The sequence below is a fragment of the Thiocapsa marina 5811 genome (genome assembly GCF_000223985.1).
In the GTDB taxonomy this organism is placed as follows: domain Bacteria; phylum Pseudomonadota; class Gammaproteobacteria; order Chromatiales; family Chromatiaceae; genus Thiocapsa; species Thiocapsa marina.
Window position 1 is genome coordinate 1 of the sequence record NZ_AFWV01000036.1, and the last position, 7,199, is coordinate 7,199.

Consider the following 7,199-nt stretch of genomic DNA (forward strand, 5'->3'; position numbering starts at 1 on the left):
CCGTTACGACACGCATCCTCGCCGACGGGGCCTTCTTTCATCCGCAGCGCCTCCCGCCACCGGGCAGTCGACGACGGGTCAAACAGACGCCGGCTTACAACCTGGTCGCGCGCCTGCGCACCCACCGCGACGAGGTCATGCGGTTTGTCACGGATCTGCGGGTGCCCTTCGACAACAACCAAGCGGAACGCGACCTGCGCATGCCCAAGCTCAAGCAGAAGGTCTCGGGCTGTTTCCGCTCGCCCGAAGGTGCCGCGGCCTTCGCCACGGTACGCTCCTATCTGTCCACCCTGCGCAAGCAGTCGATCGATCTCTATCCCGCACTTGTGATGACCTTCCGGGGCCAGCCTCCGATGCCGCACTTGCCGTAAGGCGGTTGGCTACCTGAACAGTTACATCAGTTTTTTACGAGACCGACCTCGGTGTACATCCATTCGAACGTCTTCAACTCAATGGAACGAGGACGATTGACCAGAGTCAACTCCCGCGCCTGCTTGGGCTGACGGAAATCGCAATCGACCGCGTCTACATCACGGATGCCGATGTTCTGGATATTAATGCGCATTCCACGCCATTCGGCCACCTGTTCCACCAACATCCGGCCGGCGATTCCACCGGCATTCGGCCACCCGTTCCACGACCATTCGGCCGGGGCAGTCGGAGCGAAGCGACGCAGGTGGGTCATTGTTACTCGGCGGGTACGCTCGGCGTCAACGTCCGGGCGTGGCGTTTGCGCATCGACTCGCCTTTGAGGGTGATCCGGTAGGCGTTGTGGACCAGTCGGTCGAGGATCGCGTCGGCCAGGGTGGGATCGCCGATCAGGTCATGCCAATGCTCGACCGGCAGCTGGCTGGTGATGAGGGTGGCGCGCTGACCGTGGCGGTCGTCGAGCAGTTCGAGCAGGTCGCGCCGGGCCTCGGCGTCCAGCCCCATGAGCCCCCAGTCGTCGAGCAGCAGCAGATCGGTCTTGGCGAAGCTGCGCATGAGCTTGGGGAAGCCGCCGTCGGCATGAGCGAGGCGCAACTCCTCGAACAGACGCGGGGCGCGCAGATAGCGGGTGGTGAAGCCCTGGCGGCACGCCTGCTGGGCCAGTGCACACGCCAGCCACGTTTTCCCGATGCCGGTCGGGCCGAGGACCAGGCAATTGAGACCCTCGCGGATCCATTGGCCGGTGGCCAGTTGGGTGACGAGGCCGCGATCCAGACCGCGCGGGGTGGTGTAGTCGAGGTCTTCCAGGCAGGCGCTGTGCTTGAGCTTGGCCTGGCGCAGACGGGTCTGCAGGCGGCGATCCTCGCGCAGGGTCAGCTCTCTGTCCACGAGCAGGCCGAGGCGCTCCTCGAAGCCCAGGGTGTGGATCTCGGGAAGATCGAGCTGCTCGCGCAGGGCGGTGGACATGCCGGTGAGGCGCAGCTGTTGGAGCTTGTCCAGGGTGGGATGATGCAACATGGGGTCTGACTCCGAGTGAGGTTTAGTGGAAATAGCCCGGACCACGCAGGTGGTCGTGGGCGACGGGTAGATCCAGGCTCTGCTGTTCGGGGAGGGCTTGGCGGTCGAGGCCGCGTTGCAGGATCGACTCGATGCTCTTGTAGCGGCAGGCATCAAGGCGCAGGGCCCGCCGGCAGGCGGCCTCCAAGCGCTCGTGACCGTAACGCTCGCCCAGGCGCAGGATCCCCAGACAGGAGCGGAAGCCCTGCTGGGGATGCGGACGGTTGGCCATGATGTGACCGATGACCCCGGCGGTGGCCGGTCCGGTCTTTTCGGCCCAACGCACCAGGCGCTCCGGGGTCCACTCGGCGAACTCCCGATGGGCCTTGGGCATGTGCTCGGCGATGGTGGTGTGGCGGCCCTTCAGCGGCGAGCGCACATGGCTGGCGATGCGATGGCGGTGGTGGAAGCACTCGACCGTGTGCTCGGTGAGGCGCACGTCCAGGGCCTGCTTCACCAGGGTGTAGGGCACCGAGTAATAGTGCCCGTCGACCTCGACGTGATAGTCGATGTTCACCCGCACCCGTTTCCAGGTCGCGTAGACGTAAGGGGTCAGGGGGAGCGGGCGCAGCGCCGGACGATCGATCGTCTCGAAGGCCGTGCGGCGTGAACCGGGCAGTTTCTTGAAGGGCCGCTGATTGAGCCGTTCCAGCAGGGTAGCGATCGCCGTGTTCAATGCGCTCAGGCTGAAGAAGCTCTGGTGGCGCAGCGCCGCCAGGATCCAGCGCTCGACGATCTGCACCCCGGTCTCCGCCTTGGCCTTGTCGCGCGGCTTGCGCACCCGCGCCGGCACGACCGCGACACCGTAGTGGTTGGCCAGCTCCAGATAGGTGGGATTGACATCCGGCTCGTAGCGATGCGCCTTGCTCACGCCGCTGCGCAGATTGTCCGGGACCAGAATGGCTGGAGCCCCATCGAAGTACGCGAAGGCCCGCACATGCGAGCCGATCCAGTCGGCCAGGCCCTGCGACCAGGTCGCCTCGGCGTAGGTGTAGTTCGAGGCCCCGAGCACCGCCACGAAGATCTGCGCGGTGCGGATCTCCCCGCTGGCCGGATCGACGACTTCCACCGTGTGCCCGGCGTAGTCGACGAACAGCTTCTCCCCGGCGCGGTGGGTCTGGCGCATCACCACGTCGAGCGACCCGCTCCAGTCCTCGTAGCGCTTGCAGAACCAGCTGTAGCCGAAGCCCTCGGGATGCGCGGCCCGGTACTCCTCCCACAGCAGCATCAGCGTGACACCGGGACGGCGCAGCTCTTGATGGACCGCCGTCCAGTCCGGCACCACGCGGGTGTCGGCCGGCACCGCCGGTGGCGGCGGAAACAGCCGCCGCTCCAGCTCCCGATCGCTCAAGGCCTCGGGCAAGGGCCAACTCAGCCCCGAGGCGGCAAAGCGCCGTTCGTACTCCCCGACGCTGCTGCGCGACACCTGCAGGCTCGCCGCGATCTGCCGGTGCGACAAGCCGGCCTCGAACCGCAGGCGCAAATACTCGCGAATCTTACGCATGGACAACCGCTCCATCTCTCGACCCCTTGCTTCGAAAAAGGGGTCGATCCTAGTGGATCGTGGTCCTGCGTCGCCCCCTGCCCGGGGGTGGCCGAATGGCCGTGGAATCAGTGGCCGGATCGCCGTGGAACGGGTGGCCGAATCAGCGTGGAATCAGTGGCCGAATGCCCGTGGAATGGGTGGCCGAATGGGCGTGGAATACGCATATTAATGTGCACAGCACCCGAGACGGCGCTCAGTGCCGGCGCTGCGGCCGACGTCTCACCGAGACGCATGGACTCGGCCAGGAACGGCGGTTGCGCCCGCCGCCGACGGTCTTGAGGAACTTACGGTTGTCGATTCGATTGATGCCCGAGTAGCGGCTGAGTTAGGGCTCCTCGGGAGGCGGGGGGCCTGGAGTAGCTCGTTCTGACAACACGGAGAGGTATCTCAAGCGGCAGCATACGCCGGCGGACGGCCGAGGGACGGGGGGAGGTATACGTGGAAGACCCCTGCAGCCAGCTGCATCGAAGGGGCCGCTCGTACTTAACGAGTAATGTTAGATCGTCCGAGCGCAGCGAGCGACGATCTACCTTATTCGTTAGAAATTAGCCTCATTAACTGGAAGCAACGCTATATTCGCCAGCGTGTACCTTGCTTTGTAATCAATACCATCCCAACCTTTTGGCATTTTCGTGGATGAAAGTAATCTATTCTCAGTAGCCGTAATAACCGCAATTTTCCAATAATTATCAAGCTTGTATTTAATGTATTCTATTGTCAATCTATTCTCTCGAGCTGCTTTTTCACAAGGTCTTTGTATGTATTCTGTTTTTGGGACCATATGGTCAAATACAAGGCCTCGTTTATCGCCATTTTTCATCGCGGATAGCGCATTCAGACTATAGAAATGAGCACTACCGTGCTTACATTTTGGACTCATCGATAAATAGGCATTAGAAAGAAATTTATTTAATCCCTCTCTAATGCCATGCACAACCAGTTCTTCTTCCCAAGGAATTGCCATGAGCAATTTATAATATGCGGCGGCGAGGTCTCTATTCATTATGATCTGGCTCGGTCAAGAATACTAAAACTTTTTAACGCGCGCCGTCAGTCGCGGCCCTGGCGATGCGAAGCAGCGATAGGGACTTTGGTTGGAAGGCATTGAATTAGGGGGCTGCTGGGACTACACCGTTGGTGCGTTAGTGGGTCATGCGGCGGCCAAAAGCCGCCACGAGAAGCACGAACTATATGCCCTAATCGCTCTCGGATCAACGGGATGGCGCGCCGTTCCTCGGTCTCGTCGCGTTGTCATGTCCTGCTGGTTAGGGAATTGCGTGGACCGCGTTTGGGTGAGGAACTAGCTGCAGAGAGGGTTGACATCGACCGTCCGCATTGCGCCTCTTGCTGTCTGTCGCCTCGCCGGGATCGGCGACGGCTGGGCTCCATCAGCGGTCTGTCGCGGTTCCTTGGCACTGCCACTCCGAAGGGGCGCTGTCGGCCAGATCCCGACACCGGTGCTTCACCGGCCGGGGTCTGCAGTCGGGCGGACAGCGACCATCTCCGAAGTACACGAGTTACGAATACGGAGAGTAAGCAGGGTTCTTGCCATCGGTTAGGCTGACGTTCGTGGTCTCTGTTTGCCGCCTGGTTTCCCGGCGGTGCCGTTGGGATCTATGCGCCCGGACTTGTCTGAAGCGGCATGGCAAGCAGCTAAGGGCTGTTCAACACTGCGTAGCCCCGAGGTTCTGGGATCACATTTTGGTGGACCTTGGCATGCGGGGCGCTGGATCCGCCAACCCGGCCGACATGGTCTTCCTGCTGCATTGCGACACCGGCAGGGGTGCTGTGGAAACGTCCGGACTCGACCCAATACGGTCACAGGCGGTTATAGTGATGGATAGTACTGGATTTCGAGCCAATAGCATCCATTACTGGGCACAATCAGTCGGGCGACGGGCGAGTCGGCTTTGAAGCTGGAATTGGCTCTCTAGATGATGTTTAACGAGGCAATAAGTTAGTAATACCAGATCTAAGGTCCGGTAAATTTTAACAAAGAAGTAGACTCCAGAGATTTGCAATAATCCTTGCCAAACTAGCCTCAGTGTGTCAGGTCTTGCAGATACTTCTTAGCTTCGTTCGCCGTCATTTTCGGTCGCACACACTGGTGGACTTCGACAATCTTGTTGCGATATTCCGTCTTGATCGTCTTGACGGCCTTTTTGCCATCTTTCTCTGATAACTCGTGAGCATACAAGTCTTCGAGCAAATGATAGGCTTCGACTTGTCTGAGGAGTTTATCGAGCTGAATCCGGAGTTTTTCCTTTTCCTCCTTGAGTTTCGTCACTTGCGCTCCTGATCTCGATCCAAAAATAGCAATCATTCCTCCTAATGCGGCCGCGCCGAGCATAAAAAAACCTTCAATGATCACATCATTCATAGTGATTCTAAATTGTAAATCGACTGGTGATGTTGGCGTAGTTGTTATACGAAAAGCAGAAATCCTGGAGAATTCCGGTACTACGAAGAGGATTTCATAGTAACGCTCGGGTGCTTGCTGTCAGTTACGGGCCTATTATTGATATACAAATTGCATATGTCTTCAAGTTCCACGTATCCCTTCCAAGGTAGGTATTACTGGCAGTTACAGACCATTGCGTGTCGGAAGTTGCCATGCTTTTGGTTACCTTAACATCTGGATCATCATCGAAGGACTTTATTTCAAATCCACCCCCAACAACGTAAGTACCATCCGGACACGCTGCAGTTACAGTTCTTGGCGAGTCGTCGTTATAAATGCCACCCCCACCGGACACTCTTTGATAGCCACTTGTTGCACCCGCCCCTTGCGGGCCTTGGGGACCGATCAGCGATACCCCTGCCGGCCAGGCGCCAGCGACTTTGGGGCCATACAAGGTCTGGGTGTCGGTGTCCAACCAGTAGTCACCATCGACCCCGTCGCCCGCTTGCGGTGGAACCTCGCCGCTGAGAATGGTCTTGCCCGCGATGCCTTGCTCGCCCTGAGCACCTTGCGGACCCTGCGGTCCGGTCTCGCCTTGGGGGCCCATGACGCCTTGTGCACCCTCGGGGCCTTGTGCACCCGCGGCTCCGGTCTCGCCCTGCGGCCCCTGAGCGCCATCTACACCTTGCGGGCCTTGCGGGCCGATCTCGCCTTGGGGGCCAACTCCTAAGCCTGGGGCGCACTTTACCAGTTGACCGTCGGCGGTGGCGCCGGCACCTCCCCGAAAGCAGGTCAGATCAGTACCTACCGCATCCGTACCCGGCAACCCTGGGATGTACACCTCGCCCGTAGCGTTCACGCGAAAGCGCTGCGTCGAGCGGTCCTCGTCGGTGACAATGACCGCTCCTCCGGTTGGAGTCTGAACGATGTTTCCCGCCAGCACCAAGCCAGCGGGCGTAAGCACGGCCATGATTGCGAGGACCAGGGGTTTCCTGTTGCAGGCGAACGGCATGGCAAAAATCCCTAAGCGGTTTTGGGGCGATCAGTAAGAGCAGCGGCACCGGAACGGGGATATTGGCGCCACGTGGCCACACCTCCCAGCAGCAAGGCCAAAGTGACCAGTCCAGCGGGGCCAATCGCCGGAATCGGAACTGGCGATGGCGAATCAGGCTGGCGAATGACAACCCGATCCAAATCTGCAGTGCCGGTGATCACCGCAGCGGGACCAAGCTGGAAGAAGGCATTACCGCCGCCGACGGCGATGAGGCGGTTGCCCTGGCCAAGGTTGAGTGAGCAGAGAATCGTGATGGTCTGATCGGCAGGGAAAAGATAGTCGATGCCAGTAGTGCTGAGGTCGAGGTGGCAGAAAGTGGTGACGCCGGTCACCTGAACCGGCGTGCCAGTGCAGGCGGCTAGCAGCCTGACTCTGCCCGTGCTCGCAATAAAATCACCAAAATCAGTCCAGTTACCCTTTACGTTGAGAACGCCGGAACCGCCGTCAATGGTGAGTACGGCCACCTTCCCTGATGTTTCTTCCCCCTTAAATCGTCATCTTTCATGAGGGAGAGCGGTGTGCCTCCCTCGGGGTGCTTGAACAACAGCACCCGTCGGGAGAGTCTCTTGTTTGCGAAGACAAAGAGACTCCATCAGTGTGCCACGCCGTCCTTGAAAGCCCCACGTTTTTCGCCGTGTTGATGCACATCGACGAGGACCTCGCCGAGGCCGCCCGAGGGGAGGGTTGTCCCGCCTGCGGCGGGGTGCTGCATC

General features: G+C 60.1%; 8 protein-coding genes. 2 read left to right on the forward strand and 6 right to left on the reverse strand.

The genetic code is table 11. From position 1 onward, the window contains the following. Positions 1 to 371 (forward strand): IS66 family transposase (locus THIMADRAFT_RS23965; RefSeq protein WP_007195728.1); only part of this gene is annotated, 371 nt, incomplete at its 5' end. Positions 372 to 397: 26 nt separating this feature from the next. Here the strand turns inward: THIMADRAFT_RS23965 and THIMADRAFT_RS23970 are convergent. The 5 genes from THIMADRAFT_RS23970 to THIMADRAFT_RS23985 all read right to left on the reverse strand — a co-directional run bounded on the left by THIMADRAFT_RS23970 (position 398) and on the right by THIMADRAFT_RS23985 (position 5,411). Further along, positions 398 to 685, reverse strand: coding sequence for a hypothetical protein (locus tag THIMADRAFT_RS23970; RefSeq protein WP_007195729.1), 288 nt, complete (start codon positions 683 to 685; stop codon positions 398 to 400). Positions 686 to 687: 2 nt separating this feature from the next. Continuing rightward, positions 688 to 1,446 carry an IS21-like element helper ATPase IstB gene (gene istB, locus THIMADRAFT_RS23975; protein WP_007195730.1) on the reverse strand — a complete coding sequence of 253 codons (759 nt, stop codon included), beginning with the start codon at positions 1,444 to 1,446 and terminating at the stop codon, positions 688 to 690. A gap of 22 nt (positions 1,447 to 1,468) precedes the next feature. Continuing rightward, positions 1,469 to 3,004 (reverse strand): IS21 family transposase, encoded by a 1,536-nt coding sequence (gene istA, locus THIMADRAFT_RS23980; RefSeq protein ID WP_083829387.1) that lies wholly within the window; start codon positions 3,002 to 3,004, stop codon positions 1,469 to 1,471. A 565-nt stretch (positions 3,005 to 3,569) separates the two neighbouring features. Further along, positions 3,570 to 4,034: a hypothetical protein gene (locus tag THIMADRAFT_RS26925; RefSeq protein WP_139052991.1), complete on the reverse strand. Its 465-nt coding sequence runs from the start codon at positions 4,032 to 4,034 to the stop codon at positions 3,570 to 3,572. 1,038 nt (positions 4,035 to 5,072) lie between these two features. Continuing rightward, positions 5,073 to 5,411, reverse strand: coding sequence for a hypothetical protein (locus tag THIMADRAFT_RS23985; protein ID WP_040734124.1), 339 nt, complete (start codon positions 5,409 to 5,411; stop codon positions 5,073 to 5,075). 526 nt (positions 5,412 to 5,937) lie between these two features. Between THIMADRAFT_RS23985 and THIMADRAFT_RS28150 the strand changes: the two genes are divergently transcribed. Further along, the gene (locus THIMADRAFT_RS28150; RefSeq protein WP_050799685.1) at positions 5,938 to 6,162 is read left to right on the forward strand and encodes a hypothetical protein; all 225 of its coding nucleotides are present in this window, start codon (positions 5,938 to 5,940) and stop codon (positions 6,160 to 6,162) included. 293 nt (positions 6,163 to 6,455) lie between these two features. Here THIMADRAFT_RS28150 and THIMADRAFT_RS24000 read toward each other — a convergent pair whose 3' ends face one another. Continuing rightward, positions 6,456 to 6,950: a hypothetical protein gene (locus THIMADRAFT_RS24000; RefSeq protein WP_040734126.1), complete on the reverse strand. Its 495-nt coding sequence runs from the start codon at positions 6,948 to 6,950 to the stop codon at positions 6,456 to 6,458. Positions 6,951 to 7,199 lie beyond the last annotated feature (249 nt).